General features: G+C 57.7%; 13 protein-coding genes, 2 pseudogenes and 1 other annotated feature. Of the genes and pseudogenes, 8 read left to right on the top strand and 7 right to left on the bottom strand.

What is annotated here, in order from left to right; translation table 11 throughout:
• The first annotated feature begins 68 nt into the window (after nt 1-68).
• Nucleotides 69-260, top strand: coding sequence for a hypothetical protein (locus EFD56_RS26300; protein WP_016737380.1), 192 nt, complete (start codon nt 69-71; stop codon nt 258-260).
• Nucleotide 261: 1 nt separating this feature from the next.
• Here the strand turns inward: EFD56_RS26300 and EFD56_RS26305 are convergent.
• Nucleotides 262-1,495, bottom strand: a pseudogene (locus EFD56_RS26305) (IS3 family transposase).
• Nucleotides 1,093-1,209: a sequence feature (AL1L pseudoknot), on the bottom strand. It overlaps the preceding pseudogene by 117 nt.
• Nucleotides 1,496-1,551: 56 nt before the next feature.
• On the opposite strand from EFD56_RS26305, the pseudogene EFD56_RS26310 reads away from it, so the two are divergent.
• Nucleotides 1,552-1,794 (top strand): annotated as a pseudogene (locus EFD56_RS26310) (DinB/UmuC family translesion DNA polymerase); the annotation flags it as partial.
• A gap of 34 nt (nt 1,795-1,828) precedes the next feature.
• Here the strand turns inward: EFD56_RS26310 and EFD56_RS26315 are convergent.
• The 6 genes from EFD56_RS26315 to EFD56_RS26335 form a co-directional block, all read right to left on the bottom strand.
• A complete protein-coding gene (locus EFD56_RS26315) occupies nt 1,829-3,193 on the bottom strand; it encodes a hypothetical protein (RefSeq protein WP_016737376.1) in 1,365 nt (454 codons plus the stop codon).
• Between the two features lie 50 nt (nt 3,194-3,243).
• The gene (locus EFD56_RS26320) at nt 3,244-3,831 is read right to left on the bottom strand and encodes a hypothetical protein (protein ID WP_009991263.1); all 588 of its coding nucleotides are present in this window, start codon (nt 3,829-3,831) and stop codon (nt 3,244-3,246) included.
• Between the two features lie 16 nt (nt 3,832-3,847).
• On the bottom strand, nt 3,848-5,506 hold the full coding sequence (locus EFD56_RS26325) for a c-type cytochrome (protein ID WP_016737375.1): 1,659 nt from the start codon (nt 5,504-5,506) through the stop codon (nt 3,848-3,850).
• Nucleotides 5,507-5,516: 10 nt separating this feature from the next.
• Nucleotides 5,517-8,345 carry a peroxidase family protein gene (locus EFD56_RS26330; protein WP_199287286.1) on the bottom strand — a complete coding sequence of 943 codons (2,829 nt, stop codon included), beginning with the start codon at nt 8,343-8,345 and terminating at the stop codon, nt 5,517-5,519.
• On the bottom strand, nt 8,320-8,526 hold the full coding sequence (locus EFD56_RS32795) for a hypothetical protein (protein WP_016737373.1): 207 nt from the start codon (nt 8,524-8,526) through the stop codon (nt 8,320-8,322). Before EFD56_RS32795 ends, EFD56_RS26330 begins: the two co-directional genes overlap by 26 nt.
• A 75-nt stretch (nt 8,527-8,601) precedes the next feature.
• Nucleotides 8,602-8,841 carry a hypothetical protein gene (locus EFD56_RS26335; RefSeq protein ID WP_125462013.1) on the bottom strand — a complete coding sequence of 80 codons (240 nt, stop codon included), beginning with the start codon at nt 8,839-8,841 and terminating at the stop codon, nt 8,602-8,604.
• Nucleotides 8,842-9,293: 452 nt separating this feature from the next.
• On the opposite strand from EFD56_RS26335, the gene EFD56_RS26340 reads away from it, so the two are divergent.
• The 6 genes from EFD56_RS26340 to EFD56_RS26365 all read left to right on the top strand — a co-directional run bounded on the left by EFD56_RS26340 (nt 9,294) and on the right by EFD56_RS26365 (nt 15,862).
• Complete coding sequence (locus tag EFD56_RS26340; RefSeq protein WP_009991623.1) at nt 9,294-9,476, top strand: hypothetical protein; 183 nt, start codon at nt 9,294-9,296, stop codon at nt 9,474-9,476.
• Entirely contained in the window at nt 9,469-10,137 is a 669-nt protein-coding gene (locus EFD56_RS26345; protein ID WP_016737371.1) for a Fic family protein, read from the top strand. Before EFD56_RS26340 ends, EFD56_RS26345 begins: the two co-directional genes overlap by 8 nt.
• Nucleotides 10,138-10,599: 462 nt before the next feature.
• On the top strand, nt 10,600-11,016 hold the full coding sequence (locus EFD56_RS26350) for a hypothetical protein (protein WP_016737370.1): 417 nt from the start codon (nt 10,600-10,602) through the stop codon (nt 11,014-11,016).
• Nucleotides 10,997-12,247 (top strand): hypothetical protein, encoded by a 1,251-nt coding sequence (locus tag EFD56_RS26355; protein WP_016737369.1) that lies wholly within the window; start codon nt 10,997-10,999, stop codon nt 12,245-12,247. Before EFD56_RS26350 ends, EFD56_RS26355 begins: the two co-directional genes overlap by 20 nt.
• A 23-nt stretch (nt 12,248-12,270) precedes the next feature.
• A complete protein-coding gene (gene dcd, locus EFD56_RS26360) occupies nt 12,271-12,849 on the top strand; it encodes a dCTP deaminase (protein ID WP_009993369.1) in 579 nt (192 codons plus the stop codon).
• 220 nt (nt 12,850-13,069) lie between these two features.
• Nucleotides 13,070-15,862: a S8 family serine peptidase gene (locus EFD56_RS26365; RefSeq protein WP_125462012.1), complete on the top strand. Its 2,793-nt coding sequence runs from the start codon at nt 13,070-13,072 to the stop codon at nt 15,860-15,862.
• Nucleotides 15,863-15,869: the final 7 nt, after the last annotated feature.

The raw sequence follows: 15,869 nt of genomic DNA on the forward strand, positions 1-15,869 counted from the left end.
TGTGCAGGTGGCCGCATTAGGCCTTGCAGGGAGAAAACGCGCACCAGCCGCCTGGATGAGAATCTGCATTGGTCGGCAAGGCGGATTTAGGCTCAGAGGCGGGTCTGGGAGAGCAGGCAACTTGCGAGCACGAGCAGCTTGAGCATGATGGCGACGAGGAGATCTTGGCTATTTTTCCTGCGGCTTTGAATGTGTTTGCTAAGCGAGCAAGAGCGGGGGGACTGAACCGCGCCGGGTTTGCCGGAGACCGTTTGGTTTAAGTTATGCGGCCATAGCTGGTGCGTCCAGCATGGCGTAGTATCGTTCTTCTGCCTCTGCTGGCGGAATATTCCCAATGGGTTCCAGAAGACGGCGGTGGTTGAACCAGTCGATCCATTCGAGCGTGGCGAACTCCACGGCTTCGAAGTTGCGCCATGGGTCCTCGCCGATGGATGACCTCGGCCTTGTAAAGACCGTTGATCGTTTCGGCGAGAGCATTGTCGTAACTGTCGCCAACGCTTCCGACAGACGGCTCGTGCCCGCCTCCGCCAGCCGTTCGGAATAGCGAATGGACACATATTGCGAGCCGCGGTCGGAATGATGAACCAGCGCGCCACGTTTAACGGGCCGCCGATCATGAAGCGCCTGGTCGAGGGCATCGAGCACAAAGCCCGCATGGGCCGTTCGGCTTGCCCGCCAACCGACGATACGGCGGGCGAAGGCATCAATGACGAAGGCCACGTAAACGAAGCCCTGCCAGGTCGCGACATAGGTGAAATCGGATAACCACAGCATGTTCGGCGCTGGAGCGAAGAACTGTCGGTTCACCCGGTCGAGCGGACATGGAGCGGACTTGTCCGACACGGTGGTTTTGACTGGCTTGCCGCGAATGACGCCTTGAAGCCCCATCATTCTCATAAGCCGAGCGACGGTGCAGCGGGCGATGTCGTAACCTTCTCGCTGCAACTGCCGCCAGACTTTGCGCACGCCATAGACCTGGAAGTTCTCGTTGAACACCCGACGTATCTCGACTTTCATGGCAATATCATTCCGTTCGCGGGCCGATAGGCGGTCCACGTCCATGCGCTTGGCGATAACCTCATAATAGGTGGACGGGGCAATCGGCAGCAGTCTGCAGATCGGCTCGACCCCGAGCACCGAGCGGTGTTCGTCGATGAAGGAGATCATCGCTTCAGTGGGCGGTCGAGCTCCGCCTGGGCAAAATACGCCGAGGCTTTGCGTAGAATCTCATTCGCCTGACGAAGCTCGCGGTTCTCTCGCTCCAGAGCCTTCATCTTCTCCGCCACGTCACTCGGCAAACCTGCACGCTTGCCGCTGTCGACCTCGGCCTTCTTCACCCATTCATGGAGGGTATGCGCCGAGCAACCGATCTTGGCCGCTATCGATGATACCGCCGCCCAGCGGGGGGGGGATGTTCGGCTTCATGCTCCGTCACCATCCGAACGGCGCGGGCACGAACTTCAGGAGAGAATTTGTTCGTCGTCTTGCTTGTCATAGACCCTACTTCTCACGAGTTGGGGGCTCCGGCAAACTCGGCGCGGTTCATTCTGACAAGACCTCCATACCTACGACCCGGCCCGTGAAGGGCTTGAGCCGCTAATCGAAAAGGTGTGGAGTTATTGCGAGGCCAACGGGATCGCCGCGAAGACTGTGACGCTCAAGTTGAAATATTCTGATTTCGCCCAGATCACCCGCAGCAAAACGGTTCCCACACCGCTGCCGGTAATCGCCGACCTGAAGGAGATCGTCAACCTTCTGCTGGTGCCGATCTTTCCGCCCCGAAAGGGCATTCGCTGTGTTCCGGCGTGCAAATTTGGCCTAAAGCTCGTCAATGCCAATGATTGTCGTGGTCGTGGTGCGCGCCGGTCAATGCGTTTTTGAAATAACGGTTATAGTATTCGAGGTCGACGTGATGCACCTGTATCCACACGCCGGGAACATGAATTGCATCGACATGCGCGGGGAAGCGACCATGGGTATCATATATGTACTCGCAAATGTCCGTCACGCACTCAATCACGTCGCTACTGTACTCGGCGGCCTCGGTTAGGTAACGATCGCCAAAGTCATCCTTGTAAATTCCCTTGAAAAGGGCCGCATCCTTGTAAATCCCCTGTGAACCAAACTTGGCCGAAACCACTTCGTCCACGGCTTCTCTCATGTTTTGATAGTTCGGGGGGGACTTCGCCTTGATAAGGTCGCGGTCTCCCAGTCGCAGACCAACCGGATGTGCCCTGAGGCTGCTGTATTTCGGCAGCGGCACCTGCCAGCGTAAAATGTCGAGCAGTCGCCATTTCGGCACAGCGAAATCGAAACCTAGCATCGGACCGTAGCTGTCCCGGAATTTTGGATCGCCGAGCAGTACCGGCGGGCTGATGGAGGCGTGAATATAGGCTCCTAGGCCCATGGCATCAGCGACCAACATGAGATTCTGGAGCAATAAATCTGCTTCGATCTGGGTCCGTAGGCTACCGATGACGCCGAGCGGCACCTTGATCTCTTCGTTGAGAAATCGATTCTTGACCCATTTTCCTACGCCGGCCCTAAGATAGAAATTACGATCGTCAACGATTGTTGGTCGGTGTCCTTCGGGCTGTGTCAAGAGATACATCAGGCCGTTAATATATTGATGTGACAGGTCTACGACGGGAAAAAGCACCGTCGTGCCGGGCAGGTTCGACAGCAAGCGATTGGAATCGAGATAGGCGGGGAATTCGCGGTTTGCCGTATCCAGTCTGCCATTGCTAATTTTCACTTTCGCTCGTTTGGCATGTGCGATTAGTGCCTCCGGTTCGAACGATAATGGTGGGGTGAACGGAACCCTGTCGATGAAGTATGTGCCGGTATCGTTGATGAGGAAGAAATATGTCCCTTGGGCATTGTCGGGGCTGCCGGCCGTTCGCCCTTCCATATGGACATTCGGCTTTGCCATTACGAACTCGCCGGTGACAGGATCCTCAAACGGCCTGTCCGGCATTGTAAGGCCGGTAAGGCCAGTCATGGCGATTAAAATTGCCTCTTCGAGGTCGGTAAGTGGCACCGGTTTTTGGGTGGATTGATAGGTCATGGTGCCTGCTTTGATCAGGGGAACACCTCGGCCGATCCGGTGCGTACGCCGTTGAAGAATCGTCTGGATTAATGGGCGCTCGAGCAATCGCTCAAAACCGGTTTTGTTTGTCTCCTCGCTGCTCATGTTTCCTCCCCAGCCTCCGAATGTGGCGTCGACGACCCAGCTTGGCCGTCTCAGTATTGGACGGCGCGCTCACGTACCCACAGCCGAATGGCCAGGGATAGCGAGATCACGGCCGCAAAAATGATCCCAAGAATATGAACCGGACCACTTCGCAAAAACAGGAAGGTGGTCGCGAATATTAGAAAAGTAAGCGTGCGTACAGCGATCTGGAAGCGCGCCGCGGGCGGGGTCCGGCTCGGCGCAAACCATAGAAGCAAAACATCCAAGCCCCACAGGATAACGAGCAGGAAATTTATGCTGGCAATGGGAATGCCCATCTGCACGAAGGTGTCCTTAAGCCCGTTGAATATTACGAATATGGCCCAATAAGCGTGAACAAGAAAAAGCAGATAAGCGAAGGTCCAGAACAAGTGTACGACGTTGGCCATGCGTTGGGAGAGCGTGCGGTAGGGATAGAGCGCCAAGCTCGGGAGAAGCATGAGACTTGTCACCCAGATAGTGGCTTTCGTGCGACCGAGATCGACGTCGTCCAGCGTCGTCTCCGGCCAGAGGAGCGCAAGAACCAGCAGTACGCCAAACGTCACGAACGCCAGCGAGAACTGCGGCAGAGTTATACTGTTCGGAGGCATGGCCTTCATGGGCTCGTTCCTGACGTTAGAGCATTTTCAAATAGTCAAGCAGCGCGGCAAGATCGTCCGGATTTCGTTTCGGGTCGTCATAGGCCCATGGATAGTCATGTCCCCTGTTCGAGTTGCCGATCTGAGTCGTATCGAACGTGAAGTAATTTCGATCGTCAGCGCTTTCCGGAGAGCGAAAGCCGACGTCGGCCGGATCGTAGGTGTTATCGCCCCGATAAAAGACATCTCTACGCTTCCTGAGATTAATCAGTTCAGCCAACGTCATGACACTGCCGTTATGGAGGTAGGGGGCACGCAGGAACATCCCGTCCAGCGGCGCGTTTACGTAGCCCCTAATGGATGTCTCCTCCTCTTGTCCACGCTGGGGCCAAATATCCTCTCGCTTAAAATGGAACGGGTGCTTGTCGGGGAAGAGCGCAAACATTTTTTCGGCGAGAGGTCCATAATGACGAAACCGCACGCGTTCCGGATCGGTGTTGAGCTCACCGGCCGGCACGACTTGGCCGGTCTTCTCGCCGTTGACCCAAGCCCCGGTCGAATCCCGATCGCCGTGGCAGGCGGCGCAATATTGCCCGTAGACTTTGCGCCCCTGCAGGATACGTGCAGGATCGATCGAGGCCGCATCTTCCGGGAACATGTCGGAATAGCGCAACGGACGCAACGTCTTCGTGAAATCGCTCGCTTTGCGGATATTGTCGGCAATTTCCGGCTTAGCCATATTAGTGACCGTGGCCCCGGCTGCGAGCGCCGCCAGCGAACTGCGGGCATATATGTCGCCGATCGACCCATCGAACTGGGCGCGCGCGCGATGATCCTCCGAAAAAACCGTGGCAATCTTCGTGTAGACGGGCATATCGTTGCCAGGCCGGTCGAGCACAGTGCGAACGAGAGTGCGAAACGGTTGGGTACGTGTTGGACCCGTCGGTGTTACGTCTGCATCGCGGGATCGGTAATTTCCGATCGGTTCGTCGAAGCGCGGCAATCCTGCCTCGATCCGAGCGCGAACCTGGCGAAGCCATAGCCCAATCAACAGGCGTTGTATCGAGCCCAGCGTTTCACCCGTCTTGGCTCTATACGAATCGCAAATGCTGTCGACGGTCAGACGATAGGGCCGTTCCATGTCCGTTTCGCCATCTCTTTGCGGCTTCACCCTGGTCAAGACCGCCGCCTGAAATGCATCGATCCAGGCGAAGAGATTGATCGATACGCTGCCTGGTCCGTAGACGACGACGCCCTTGCTCTCCTCACTTTTGCGAATTCGCGTGGTGTGGCAAAGAGCACAACTGAAGCCGACGAACGGGACAGGCGACGGCGCCGCGGAACCGGGGCGGTAGTTGCTGGTCGCAAAGCCGAGTGGCAAACCGTTATTGGCCTCCGGGTTGTCATACGGCAAGAACCCGAATTGCTTCACCCAATCGCCGGCATCCGCACCGGCCGGCTGAAAATGCTCGGGAAACAGGTCGGGCAGTACCAAAGCGACCGGTAGCGGCATGAGTTCCGTGCCGATGGTGCCATTTTCGAACGCATCCTTTGGATCCCGGATAGTTGGATGCACCCAGTCGCCTTCGAGCCTGATGAATATCCCCGTTGCAACAAGAGTGATGAGTACAAGCAGGTTGACGCTCACCAAGAGGAAGCGAAAGAGCCGGTATAATCTGTCGCGGGAAATTGGCATGGTGTGCCCCTCAAGACAGGATAGGCCGGAAAGGGGCGAATGCACTGGCAGTGCGCGGCAATACCGGGGCGAGTTGCGGACAGTGACGCAGGATGATGCTGGTCATACCGTTGTTCTCGATCCAATCGAGCCCCAGGGGCGAGTAGATTTCCGGCCGAAAGTCGACGGTGAGAAAACGGTCGCTCTGCAACCGTCGGGAGGCCATCAGAATAAACACGCGAAAAGCCGTATCGCTGAAGCCGAAACCGTCCGGCGGAGGCTCAGAATGCAGGCCGACCATGGTGTCCACCATGTCGATATTGCCATAGAGAACCTGCATTGCCCGCACCGTTTCTGGATCCGACGACAATTCCTCCCAGTTGCTTAAACGCGGCTTGTGCAACGCCTCGCGAAAGTCATTGAAGCGAGGAATTCCGCGGTGCCTATCCCTGACGATGTCGACGACGGAAAGATCGATAATCTCCTCCACGTCGCCTGACATCCGTTTAAACTGGCGTAACGCATTGGGGTAATTATGCAACGTGATTGCACCGGGATGTGCGATTCCGAGTGAATAGATGACATTGTGGAGCCGAAGGTGCCGCATTTTGGCATCGGTTCCCGCACCTTGAATGTCGGCGAAGCCCAATGTTTCTGTTCGCGCACCGGTCTCATAGTTGAAAAACTGATAATCGTCGGGAATGAGCGGATGGAGACGGTAGACCGAAACGAATTCCTCCGTCAGCGAGTACGGGATGCCGTGATGGTCGGGCACAGTCTGCGGAATGCCTTTGAGTTCGTGCGTGTCGAGCATCCAGATGCCGAGCTGCGTGAGCCAGTCCTTAGGCGCGCCGTACCAGTTCGCCGGCAGGCCGACTTTGATCGCCCGCGTCGCCAGAATAGCTGGCGTCCACTCAATGGTGTGAATCTTTGCGATCAGAGCCGATACAATCAATCGAGCGGTGTTGTAGATCCGGTCCGGCTCCCAGTCCGGATATTCGCGCATCAATGCTTCGGCGAGCACGTTGTGTTCACGAGCAAACAGCGTGTGCATCATACTGAGGCCCAGCCACCAGCTTTCGTTGAAGCCAGTGACGTTCATGCCGTTCAATTCGGTCGGCAGATAGAGATCCTCGGTGAGCTTAAGACGACCTCCGTCTCGCAGATCCAGCGCTTTTTCCGCTGTATTGCCGTAAACCTCTGAACCGTCCCACCACGGTGTCGTCATATTTTTGAAAATGGGGTAGCCGCCGGCAGCCATGCGGAAAACCTCATTGCCAGCAATGCGCATAAAAGCCTCCGGCTGACCGCCTGTGGTGCTCTTCCAGAGCTCTCCGTTCGGCATTCGCAATGCAATGTCGGTCTCCGCATTCCCGAGACTATGGCGCTTGTGGTTGACCCAGTCATGCACCTGGAACTGAATCCAGGCCGCGGCAAGCACATTTAGCGAGCGTGCCGGAATGAAAGCCTTTCGCGTCATCAGTTGGCGACTGACTTCGATTGGGTTCGGCTGCCCGAATAGCTCTGGCTTGTAGACCGCTCGCATCGTACGGCCGAACGTCGCTCCCTCCGCACCCATCCGCGGGTTTGAGAGATCGTTGTAGGTACCGTCGAATGTCCGCTGAGTGCGGACCGCCTCGGGAATTACTGGCGGCTGCGGGGTCGCCTGCGGTGGTGCATCCGGCAATTCGGTGTCAAACAAGTTCTTTGTGCGTAGCTCTTCCCGGAGAATGGAGATGTTAAGCAGGCTCATGCGCCAACCGAACCTATACCAGGGCACGTGTGCATTAATCGCCTTAAACAGGGCCGCGACAGCCCGGGCAATCACGATGTTGCGTAGCGGCTTCCGTTCCCGGAACCGTTGGTTCAAGCGATGCGCGGAGCTGGCCGTATAGGCTGCCTTGCGGACACGGTTGAGATTGCCCAGCGGGCGAAATGTCTCGGTCGTATTCCAAGGATTGAAGCCAAGCTGGTCGACAAGCCGCTCCATCGCCCTGCCAGGCGCCGCATCGATGTCCTGCGACGGAATGGTCAGCGTTGCGACCCCGATCGGCCTCGATGCGTCTTCCGTCCACTCGACCGCACCATCCTCGATTGGAGTAAGTTTCTCATCGACATAGCGCTGCAGCAGGAAATCGAACTCGACAGGGCCTTCGCGAAGCCGCTCGGCAATCTCACGATGTAGAAAGTCAGGGTCAGTTGCCGAGGCGGGCTTTGCCGCGGTCGTCTTGGCGCTTGGACGCAGCAGGAACCGAACTGGACCTGCTTCATTGCCCCAGAGAAGAGCGCCTCGGCTCCAATAGCCCTCTGTGGCTAGGCTGTCGACGACGCGCGCTCCCCTCAGGACGTTTCTGAGCATCCTGAGGGTTTCGGAAAAGCCGACTGCGAGGACGAGGCGCGGCAAAAGCAGCAGCTTCGAGCCGGACATCGCCTTGGCGAACGCCACGAATTGATAAGCGTTGCGGGCATGAGAAACCGGAAAATTCGTTGCGAGGAAATCGTGATATTCGTTCTCGGATACTTTAACGCGTAGCGCTATCCCACGCATATCCTTCTTGAAGTCGGCCTGACGGACACCGTTGGCGTTGGAAAGCCGCACGGTCACGTCGTATTGCTTGCCACGCTCAAAAAAACCGACTTCGAGATCTTCTGGAATATTAGGCAGAATCTGAAGTTTCGCATTGTCGACACCAAGTATACATTTCGCGTGAAACGCGCGACTTATGTCGCTTGCTCGGGCGTTCGCCCTATTGGCAAGTTGCACATCCATGATATCGCGTGCCAGCTCTGCAAAAAGCAATGCTTCCGCCTCAGGGTTTCCTCCCTCGTAATTTTCACGCCAGATATGGCCCGAAGACATGCACATCCCCCTGCACAAAAAGCATTGCTAAGAAAAACAAGAATGCGCGACTGGCCATTTTCAAACGCAGGCGTAGCTCCCCACACAATACGCAGGGCTGCGCAAGCTTATCGCCAGTCAGGATACTCGAATAAATTGCGAATTTGATGATAGCACCAATAATGGGAAAATAAAGTGCCATTAGCAAAGACCTTTTTCTCCCCATGACGGCATCGCAAGGGGCACTGGTTGGCCTAATGACTTCAACCAAAGGCGATCAGAGCGTCGGCGGCTTGAATACAGCCAATCGGAAATGCCAAGCGATCATCTTGCGCAGGGTTAGAGGCGGTTGCGGCAACTTCCCGACATAGTCAGCCGAGGTTTTGCGGCACAGCTCTGCCGCCTTTGCGCTCCAATCCGGAAATCTCTCTGCTTTTTCATTTGTCCGTCGGGAAGGTGCACCGATTTCGTGATAGCTGAATGACCGCAATTGACCCGTAGTTGCCGCATCCATCATGGATGCGACCGTTGCCTTCGAATATCCGATTCGGTCAGGGGCGAGTGGCACGCCGCTTACGATGAAACCTGTGAAGCAGAGACTTCGCTGCTCGTAGCGGGAGGCAACGCGCCGGAAGTGTTGCGGCCATTGGAGCACCTCTCGATGCAATAGCCGAAACAGTTCAGAGGCCGTCAGTTGCCGGAGCCATTCCCCCGGGGCGGGGCGGTCTTAGAGCTGACCGATGCCCGCATCAGTGCGAGAAAAAATGAAGAACGAAACGCCAAGCCTCGTTGCCAATCCCGTCCCGCGCTTCTTGCTGCTCGCCAATCGTCGCGATCGGCATTATGGTGCTAGCGCAGTTGCAACACTCTTCCACAAGCTTGGCGCAATTCCATGTTTCTATCCTTGTCGAGGTTGCCTTGCAAAGGAAAACCGCTTTTATGGACGCCTAAATAAAAAGGACGCCTGCAATGAACGAACCGCTCAGAAACCTCCTCGAAGCCGCCAGAAAAGTGCAGTTGTCGAAGAGTGACATTGAAGTCCAGCGTCGCAGCTTTGCATACGGCAACACTCATTTCGAAAATGAGATGATAACCCGCGAGTTGGTCGATCGCGTCGCCGACGAGATGGCAGATCAAAAGAAACATGACTGACGCTACGCGCCGCCACAGCGTGGCAACCGAAGCTTATTTGATCATGGATGAGAAGGCGCGCGCCGAAGCCGAAGCCCGCAACGGCCTTCTCCAGTTCGACCTAGCGCGCGACATGATTGTCGATGCAATCGACAAAGGGGAAAAATGGAAGCTTCGTCCCTCGATGCTACTGTCGCTTCACCGTGAGGCATTGCAAGGCATTAGCATCTATGCCGGCAACTTCCGGCCCGCTGAAGTTTCAATTGAGGGCAGTAAGCACAAGCCTGTCGGGGCATTTCAGGTCCCTGGACTCATTGAGGATTTGTGCGATTATGTCAACGACAACTGGACCGAAAAGACAGCCGTGCATCTTGCGTCGTTCGTGATGTGGCGGCTCAACTGGATCCACCCCTTCAGTGATGGGAATGGGCGGACATCGCGCATGGTGTCCTATTTGGTTCTTTGCGTAAAGCTTCAATTGCCCCTACCCGGGGTCAAGACCATCCCGGACCAGATTGTCGATAACCGGCGCCCGTACTTCGACGCTTTGGAAGCGGCCGATGCGGCTTCAGAAGACGGTGCCTTCGATCTGACAAAGATGGAAGAACTCATTGAGGGCATGCTCGCTACCCAGTTGGCAAGCGTCCTGGAGACCGCGACGGGAAAGCATTTTCTTTCCTGATCGAGGAGGCGTGGCCGGGACGACAGACCAAGTCTTCCGAAAGGCGGCCTGACCGTGGTTGTTGTAGTGCGGCGGCGCGCAGCAGCCGCGGCCAGTGCGGGGGATCGCCCAGCTACACTTGGGACGCCGCGCACCCACGTTCTCTGTTCTTCCAGAGGCCGACCGGCTTGCGTCCTGCCAGCCGAAAGTGAAATGGGCGCGGTCGTGCTGCCTGCGGCGCCTCGGCACCCCACGTCCTCACTATTTGCCCGTCGAGGTCCGGATTTCGCCATGGAGGGAGTCGATGATTGAGCATTCGTACGCATCACCGTTCACCATAGTCCGTTTTAGACGCTTGACGAGGAGTCACCGCGGATTCATAGTTTCGCTGGTCCGTCCCGGTTCGATTTCTGTACCAAACCGTTTCGATGATATCACAGGCGGAACAGTTCGCGACCAATGCAAAGCCGAGGAAATCAATTCATGGACTTCCCATCGCTCGCCCTTGACGCCGCCATCGAGCTCGACAAGTTGGAAAAGCGGCAGCCGGCTGATCTGGCGACTATCCAGCGCTTCGGTCACTATCTTGAGGCGCCGCCGAGTGGCGGACGGCCTGTCAGTCTTTTCGCCCTGAGTGAAAACCCGGTCAACGTCGAGATCCTCAACTCAGCGATCTTTCACACCGAAGGCGCCTCACTCAGCAACTTCAACGATCTTGAACAGTGGGTCAGGGATCTCGTCGCGCAGGCAAAAGCCATCGCCGCCGGTGAAAGCACCGGCAGCGAGGAGATTGGCTCCCTCAAGCGCTTCTGCCTGTCATTGCATCAGGTTCTTCTCGAGGAACTGACACCCGCGCCCGACGACGAGTGGATGCCGGCATATGACGAACGGGTCGCTTGACATCGATTTCGTGCGGCAGAAGCTGCTGTCGGTCATTGACCAGATCAAGCATCTGCAGACATCGGAGTTTCCCTATCAGGAATCGAGAGAAGCTCTTAAATTGCTGGCCGATCTTTACGGTCGGGAACTGAACCGGCTTTCCGGGATCGGGCCAACGACTGACCATACAATACGCCAGCAGGTAACCGCGCAGGTCAATGCCTACATAGCGCGCTATTATACCGTTCTCGGCTTTATCCTGCGCTCGACTAACGTGCGCAATGCGTTCGAGATCTACGATCCGCTTCTGCGCATGAGCCAGACTATCTACGGGCCGGAAGCCAAGTTGATCGTCAGCTCGGAATGGAGCTTTTCGCCGTTTACTTATCCCGCGATTACTGACGAATTCCCCAATCTCATGTTCATAGGGCTGCCAGCGACCGAATCCGGCAACCCGTTGATCGTTCCTCTTGCCGGTCATGAACTCGGCCATTCCATCTGGCGCAAGAAGCCGCACCGCAGCCCCCACCTTTCTGCCCTTGACGCAACATTGCAGAGCCGCCTGGTTGGCGAATATCAAAACAGCTGGAGTGAATTCCAGCAGTTGTTCGACGTCCAAACCAAGCCGGCCGACCTGTTGAGCGACCTTTTCCTGCGCAGCATCTGGGCGCGCTCCTACCGGCTGGCCACGCGCCAGATTGAAGAGCTTTTCTGCGATATCATCGGGCTGCGACTGTTCGGTGAAAGCTACCTTTATTCGTTCATCTACCTGATCGCGCCGCACACAGGCGAGCGCGCCGCCTACTATCCGTCCTTGGGCTCGCGGGTCACGGCACTCGAAAGCGCAGCGAGAGCGTTCGGGATCACCGAGCCGCCGGCCTTCTCGGGCTATTTCATCGATTTGCCGAAGCGGCTACAGGCCAACGAGGCGTTTTGCCTGCGTATGGCAGATCAGGCGTCCACCGCGATGATCGAGGATCTGATCGCCGCCGTAAGTGGTCACGTCGCCCGCACCGGCCTGGCTTTGCCTTCCGACGCCGAGCGCGATCGAATTGTGAAACAATTCTGCGCCCTGTCACCGGCAGCATCGACGACTTCGATCGGCGATACGATCAACGCAGGTTGGGCGATCCGGCTCAACTGGGCGCATTGGAAGAATTTCAACTTCCGCGAGGACACTAGACTGGAAATCCTCAACGATCTGGTGTTCAAAACCATGGAAGTCATGGAATTTGAGTCCCGCACGAGGTAATCTCTATGTTGAGCAGCACTGGATTGATCGGCCGGCTCAATCTCGCTCCTGGCGCCGACGGAGGCATGCTGGCAATCGTGCCGCGCCCTGATCTTGGACGGCTGGCCGCCGTGGGCGCCGCGTCGCTCGATCTGCGTCTCGGCCGATGGTTTCGGACACTGCGGCACTCGCGCACCTCGCTGTTGCGCGTCAGTGAACCGGATGAGGATCCGGTTCCGACCAAGGAACATTTCGTTCGATTCGGCGAGGAGTTCATCCTGCACCCGCACAATTTCGTACTCGGGACGACCTTGGAGTGGATGCGCCTGCCGGCGGATCTCGCCGGCTATGTCACAGGGAAATCGTCACTCGGACGGCGCGGTCTGATTATCGAGACGGCAGCCGGAATCCAGCCGGGGTTTGCTGGCTGTCTTGCCCTCGAATTGAGTAACGTCGGAGAGGTGCCGATCGCCCTGCAGCCGGGAATGGAGATCTGCCAGATCTTCCTCCACGACGTCGGCCCGGACGCAAAGTTCGCAAAGAGCCAATTTACCGGCCGCCGGAAGCCGGTTCTCGGCAATGTCCGGTCCGACGACGTACTCAGGCGGCTCAGCAGCAAATGATACGGCACCAGGGTTAACGGGAGAAAGCGAGCCCGCCTCTATAATCTTGCTGGTCATGTGACAAGACCCGGAAGACGTGTTGAAACCGGCATGCAATCGTTGCTGTAAAGAATGTCAGCAGTATTGTTTATATTGCTGATTCATACAACCATGGCAGCGTATCCTCATTGCAAAATCGAAAAATAAGAGACATAAAGTAGTATCCTTGGGGGGCGATACGGTGATTGAACTTGATATCCTGCGTTCCGTCTGTGAAGCCTGCGACGCCGAAGATCCCGTTCTCCGGCCAGGAATTATACGCTTCGAACTGGAGTTGAAGCGGCCAGATGACGCTGGCGGGTTGGAGGCCCACATCGCCGGTTTGCTGAAAGACGGCCGCTTCGTCCTTCAGCCGCTCGATCCCTTGCTCCCGACGTTCTATGTCCTGCAATTTCCTGGCGTTGCGCGCACCATCGCACCGGACCGCCTATTCGCGATTGCCGACTACCTTGCAGGTGAACTCGAACTCGTGTCCTGCACGCCCGACATCGGCTCGACACTTTACGCCGAGCCCGATGCCCATAGGCTTGACCGGACCAATCCGGAATCAGCGGCTGTCGATGCCCTTTGCTGGTCGAAGGCGTCGGCCCCCACTGATTTCCACTGGTCGGCAAAGGCGGTGCGCGCGCCCGAAGCCTGGGCGATTTCGCCCAAAAAGGGTGCGGGCATTATCGTCGCTCAGCCCGATACCGGTGTCGCCAGTCATCCCGAACTGGATACCGAGGCGCTTCGCTTCGATCTCGCCATCGACATCGTTGGTGGAGATAAGGACCCCGCTGATCCCCTTGATCCGTCTTTTGCCAATCCCGGACATGGAACGGCCACGGCGAGTGTGGTCGTAAGCCGTGAACGTGGCCAGATGGTCGGAACGGCACCAGCAGCGAGCCTTGTGCCGATCCGTTGCACGACCGACGTCAAGATATTCGACGGGACCCCGGTGGCGGCCGCCATCCTTCACGCCGTGAAAATCAAGGCCGACATCATCACCATGAGCCTCGGGGGGATCTTCTCAAGATCGATTTCGGCTGCCATCGGCGTCGCCGTCGATCGGGGACTGATCGTGCTTGCCGCGGCAGGAAATTGTGTCAACTTCGTCGTCTATCCGGCCTCAGACGACCGTGTCATTGCTGTGGCCGGTGTCGATTCGAACGACAAACCGTGGAAGGGAACCAGCGCCGGGCCCAGTGTGACGATCGCCGCTCCAGCGGAGAATGTCTACGTGGCACGCAGGACACCGAATGATCTCGGCATCGGCACGGTTAGCGGTGGGCAGGGGACCTCCTTCGCGGTAACGACCACCGCCGGCGTGGCGGCGCTATGGCTTGCGCGGTTCGGACGCGACAAGGTTCGGGCGGAGGCCAAGCGCCGCGGCGTCAGCGTCCAGGCGCTCTTTCGCGCGGCACTGACGGCGACTGCACGGCGTCCCGCCCGCTGGAACAGCTGGCTTTACGGTGCCGGTGTTGTCGATGCCGCTGCCTTGCTGCGCTTGGCGCTGGCGAAGATCCCGGCAGCAACCGGGAATGAAATAGCACCTGAAGCCGTTCCGGATGCGCCGGAGAGCGCCGCCGTTGCGCAAGTCTTTGCCGATGCCCAGAGCACGGATGTGGTTTGGGCGCGTTACGGCGCAGAGGCAAGCTACCTTGCCGCCGACGCCTGGAGGCGCGGCGACGCCGGGCGCTCCGCGCTGCTCGAAACCCCTGCCCGGCCGCTCCCGTCACCAGGGCTTCAAGCCAAGGCGCCCACCGTCTTGAAACGAAGCCTGCGATTTGCGAATGCAGTTCCACATCTCCAAGCTCCGATTCTTGCGCCCACACCGCCTGCGCGCCACCCTCTGACAATAATTGCGCCGTTGAAGCCTGGCCAGGAAAGCACTGCAGAAAACGCGCGCGCAAGTCTTGCCGGGACGGGTCTGAGGGACTTGCAAGATCTCATCGAAGGCACGCTGACGCAGATCGAATCCCAGACGGAAAGTACCCCTGAGGCAACCGCCGCACGCCGCGATCTGTTGAACAGCACCGAAGCGGTCGTCCGCCAGCTTGCCAGCGATGGCGAGGCGGCGCTTTCCATCGAAGGCAGAATCGTGACCGAGGCGCTTGTCCGGCTGAAGGGCCGCCCAGCCTTCAAGGTGGAGGATGGCGCGATCTCCTCGAAGCATGCCGAATTCACCGATTGGAGTGCGCTTCTGACGGCGGCCAAGCAATATCTGCCCGCCCTTTGTGCGAGCGTCGGCCGCATCGACGTTGCGGGCGCACATGTCGGTACGGGATGGGTCGCCGGTCCCGGGCTCGTCGTGACCAACCGCCATGTGGCAGAGGCCATCGCGGACGTCGTCGTCAAGAGAGGTAGCGGATCGAAATGGTTCATGCGTGACGGTGTCACGATCAATTTCAGCGACAACGGAAGGGGCAACGAATTGCGTTTCAAGGTCAAAGGGGTTGCCGCTGCTGGTGATGCCCAAATTGGCAGAAGCGTCGATTTCGCTCATCTTGACATGGTGGTGCTCGACGTCGAAACGGAGAACACTACCGCGAAGCTCCCCGCGACCGTGGGGCTGACGGGCGATCCCGGCGAAGCCGCAACTTTGCAGGATATCGCGGTGGTCGGTTATCCTGCCCGTCCTGATCGGTCCGCTCTGGAGGATCCTTCCGGCAAGGAAGCTACTGAGACGATCGGAGGCCGTCTGGCGATGATCTTCGGTCTCGACTATGGCCGGAAATATTTCAGCCCGGGCACCATCGTCCAAGCGGCCGGGGGCGTGAAGGCGGACGGCAATCACTGGATATTCAGCCATGACGCGACAACGCTGGGTGGCTCGTCAGGCTCCGCAATCATTACCTTTTCAAACGATCTTCCGATCCTTGGCCTGCATTTCGCAGGCCAGGTGATGACCGCCAATTACGCTCACTCTCTGGCCGCAGTGAAACAATCGCCATTTATCGGGGCGGATGTTACCGAACGGATGGTATGGAGATAGGGCGCGC

Origin of the sequence: Rhizobium phaseoli, assembly GCF_003985125.1 — a bacterium.
In the GTDB taxonomy this organism is placed as follows: Bacteria; Pseudomonadota; Alphaproteobacteria; order Rhizobiales; family Rhizobiaceae; genus Rhizobium; species Rhizobium phaseoli.

What these genes read in the sequence shown, in the direction of transcription:
- EFD56_RS26315 (WP_016737376.1), bottom strand. Translation starts at nt 3,193, where the DNA reads ATGAGCAGCGAGGAGACAAACAAAACCGGTTTTGAGCGATTGCTCGAG.
- EFD56_RS26320 (WP_009991263.1), bottom strand. Translation starts at nt 3,831, where the DNA reads ATGAAGGCCATGCCTCCGAACAGTATAACTCTGCCGCAGTTCTCGCTG.
- EFD56_RS26325 (WP_016737375.1), bottom strand. Translation starts at nt 5,506, where the DNA reads ATGCCAATTTCCCGCGACAGATTATACCGGCTCTTTCGCTTCCTCTTG.
- EFD56_RS26330 (WP_199287286.1), bottom strand. Translation starts at nt 8,345, where the DNA reads ATGTCTTCGGGCCATATCTGGCGTGAAAATTACGAGGGAGGAAACCCT.
- EFD56_RS32795 (WP_016737373.1), bottom strand. Translation starts at nt 8,526, where the DNA reads ATGGCACTTTATTTTCCCATTATTGGTGCTATCATCAAATTCGCAATT.
- EFD56_RS26335 (WP_125462013.1), bottom strand. Translation starts at nt 8,841, where the DNA reads ATGATGGATGCGGCAACTACGGGTCAATTGCGGTCATTCAGCTATCAC.
- EFD56_RS26340 (WP_009991623.1), top strand. Translation starts at nt 9,294, where the DNA reads ATGAACGAACCGCTCAGAAACCTCCTCGAAGCCGCCAGAAAAGTGCAG.
- EFD56_RS26345 (WP_016737371.1), top strand. Translation starts at nt 9,469, where the DNA reads ATGACTGACGCTACGCGCCGCCACAGCGTGGCAACCGAAGCTTATTTG.
- EFD56_RS26350 (WP_016737370.1), top strand. Translation starts at nt 10,600, where the DNA reads ATGGACTTCCCATCGCTCGCCCTTGACGCCGCCATCGAGCTCGACAAG.
- EFD56_RS26355 (WP_016737369.1), top strand. Translation starts at nt 10,997, where the DNA reads ATGACGAACGGGTCGCTTGACATCGATTTCGTGCGGCAGAAGCTGCTG.